The organism is Candidatus Poribacteria bacterium, assembly GCA_021295715.1.
In the GTDB taxonomy this organism is placed as follows: domain Bacteria; phylum Poribacteria; class WGA-4E; order WGA-4E; family WGA-3G; genus WGA-3G.
In genome coordinates this window covers 16068-19218 of the sequence record JAGWBV010000067.1, presented here as the reverse complement: position 1 = coordinate 19218, position 3151 = coordinate 16068, and the positions used below count along the sequence as shown (strand labels likewise).

3 protein-coding genes are annotated in these 3151 nt (G+C 45.7%); all 3 read left to right on the top strand.

Translation table 11 applies throughout. The annotated features are described in order from the left end of the window. Window positions 1-120 precede the first annotated feature (120 nt). Window positions 121-1122: a transposase gene (locus tag J4G07_16350; GenBank protein MCE2415560.1), complete on the top strand. Its 1002-nt coding sequence runs from the start codon at window positions 121-123 to the stop codon at window positions 1120-1122. Window positions 1123-1460: 338 nt separating this feature from the next. Then, complete coding sequence (locus J4G07_16345) at window positions 1461-2237, top strand: ferredoxin--NADP reductase (GenBank protein MCE2415559.1); 777 nt, start codon at window positions 1461-1463, stop codon at window positions 2235-2237. Window positions 2238-2482: 245 nt separating this feature from the next. Next, window positions 2483-2716: a DUF4351 domain-containing protein gene (locus J4G07_16340; protein MCE2415558.1), complete on the top strand. Its 234-nt coding sequence runs from the start codon at window positions 2483-2485 to the stop codon at window positions 2714-2716. The last annotated feature ends 435 nt before the right edge of the window (window positions 2717-3151 follow it).

Below are 3151 nucleotides of genomic sequence, written 5' to 3'. Positions count from 1 at the left end.
GATAAGACGTTGCGCCACTTGCACGATGATTTGAATATCATTGGTGTTGTGCGTAATCATTTTTTGGCGATCTCTATGCGATATTACCGCAGATATGGTAAAGATCTTTCGTATCGCAAAATGTCTGCCCATTTGACGAAACTTAAGAAACTTGAGAAGTATCAACATTGGAATATCCCCTACTCATGGACCTTACAAAATATGTTGAAGCGTCTATCACAATCTTTTAGAGAAATGAAAACCTTAGGCAGAGGACACCCACAGTTTAAGTCGTGCAAGAAACACAGAGGGATGACGTTTGATGGCACACAAGTTCCCCTTGAAAAAGTATTGGATAAACAAAAGCACGAAAGAAATCACCCGACGTATAAAATCCGATTGAACGGACGTTGGTATCGTTTCGCCCTGCACCGTCCCATAGCAGGCGAAATCAAACAGGTTCAAGTTACAAGAGACGCCCTCGGAGATATGTATATTACCGTCACTGAAGACTATAGCGAAGTCAAACCCGAACCCAAGACGGGTAAAGCCGAAGGGTTTGATATGGGTATCAAAGACTTCCTGACTGGTAGTGACGGTGAACGCTACGGTTCTCCGATGTTCTATACACAGAACGCTGATAAGTTAGCGAAAGCACAAAAGGCACATTCCNNNNGCGAACGTAAGAACGTTGCCCGTATCCATAAGAAGACGGCAAATCAAAGAGCAGACCACCATTGGAAACTTGCCATAGACTTGTGCCGTCAGTTCGATATTCTGTTCTTTGAAGACCTCAACCTTGAGGGAATGAAACGGCTTTGGGGTAAACAGGTCTCCGACCTTGCTTTCGGAGAGTTCCTTCAGAAACTTAAGTATCAGGCAAAGAAGCGGATACGCGCTGTGCTGAAGATAAATCGCTGGACCCCCTCTACAAACTGCTGTTCTGTGTGTGGACATAAAAACGATAAACTCACCTTAGCAGACCGTCATTGGCAGTGTCCGAAGTGTCATACACATTTGGATAGAGACCAAAACGCTGCACTGAACATACTTAAGGAAGGGGTAGCTTCCTTTGGGTTAGGAGTCGTCTGCTCCGTTGAAGCGACCAGCCCGCTTCTCAATTCCACAAATGCTTTCGCTTAACTTTGCGGAAGCCCCACGCTTTAGCTGGGGGTCTATCACGCCCAATTGCACGGAATCGGACGGGTTTGGTTCATCATTCCTATTTTAGTTTATCACGAAAAGTCTCTGAATCGCAATACTTCCGTATAGGCGCGAGTGTTTTGCGCTGCTGTTCCTCTATGCTCGCGACGCTTCCTGACCGCTGACCGCTGATAACTGACTGCTATTCGTATAAAAAACTTGATTTCAATTTTCGTTTTGAGTATAATGTGTCGAAAAGGTTATCAAAATTTTATTATTTTCTTTTTGACGTAATTTGCAAGTCGAAACTTATCATCGAAAATTTGAAGGGAAATATTATGGGAAGAAGAAGACGCTCCAGAGCGCAATATTGTAAAGGTGAATTGATTGAACGCGAAGACTTTTCTGAAGATTTAGCCGCGTTCAAATTCCGTGTTGATAAGCAGTTGCCATTCATACCTGGGCAATACGCTACGATCGGTTTTCAGGTGGGTGAAAAGATTGTCCAGCGTCCCTATTCGATCGTCTCCTCACCACACGAACCGTTTATGGAGGTTTTCGTGGAATTGGTGCCGGAGGGTGCGACAACCCCCCTGTTTTGGGAACTGAAATTGGGGGACAGCGTGTTTATTCGGGATCGTCTCGTTGGAAAGTTTGTCTTGGATACAGAGAGCGGGATGACACGCCACGTCATGGCAGGAACTGTCACAGGTGCTGCGCCGTATATTAGCATTGCGCGGACGCAAAAAATTGAGCAGGAACAGGGCAAAACGAGCCCACATCAGATATTGGCGATCGTCGGTGCGAGCCTTTCATGGGAACTGGGATATTACGCCGATGAACTCAACGAACTCGCGGCACAAGAAGAGTGGTTCACGTTTGTCCAGACGGTAAGTCGTCCATGGGAGGACCCAGCGTGGCAAGGTGAGAGTGGACGTGCCGAAGATGTGATTCGGAAGTATGGCGATCAACTCGGTTACGATCACACGAATGCGGTCGTCTATGCGTGTGGACATCCACAGATGATCGAGAATGCAAAAGCGATCTGGGCGCGTGCGCGTTTCCCTGAAGAACGGATTAAAGAGGAAAAATTCTTCGTGATTAAAGAGGAGTAGGTAGAGATCCACGTAACTGCAGTGTATTTCACAATTGAGGGCGTTCCTTGAAAAGGTGATGAACGCAGAAACACTTGATGATATTCATTTGGTTTCGTGCGTGTTTTGAGATATAATTGTCACATGCCGTATTATGATGAAGTTTTCAAGCACGTTACGGGTGAGTTTCCGTATGCGTTGGCGGCGTTAGCATTAAATACGTCCGAGGTTGAAAGCTTTTTCAGAACCCTATATCGGAGGCAATCATGCAAGAATCTCCTTTTTATCAACGCGTTATGCAACGCGGCATTGAACAAGGCATAGAACAAGGGGCAACACGCGCTACGCGCGAAGCTGTTCTCAAACTCCTGCAGCACCGATTTGGCGAAGTTCCCGAATCCATCACGAACCACATGACCGAACTCCATCATATTTCACAGTTGGAGGCGTTCTTTGAGAAGGTGATGAACGCAGAAACACTCGATGATATCCAACAGTGAGTGCCTGTAGGATCACAATACACCTTTATAGGGGTCTTTTCATAACACGAATAGATGGTATTACTTAAACAGCGGTGTTGTGCGGATAAAATTCGCGCAATGCCGCTGATTCGCGTGGTGGGGTGCTAATTTATCTATATAACCCAAGTTGCTACCGAATAGGTCGTGCACGTTTCAACACGGATTTTTTCAAAGAAAAACATCTCTTTACACCCCGTATGAAGTTAAGTAAAATATTTGGGTAACTCCATGTTCCCCCAGACCCGGTAGGGTCTTTCACCCTAACCGCACCGGGCATCGGTAAAAACTACCCGATTAAATTCTTAATCTTCATTAGGGGTGCTATGTAAATGGAAACTAGTGCTGTGTCAAGTTGAGTTTGATAGTATTGTCAGTTGGGTTGAAGGGATTTTCCCTGTAGGGGCAGTCCCTTGT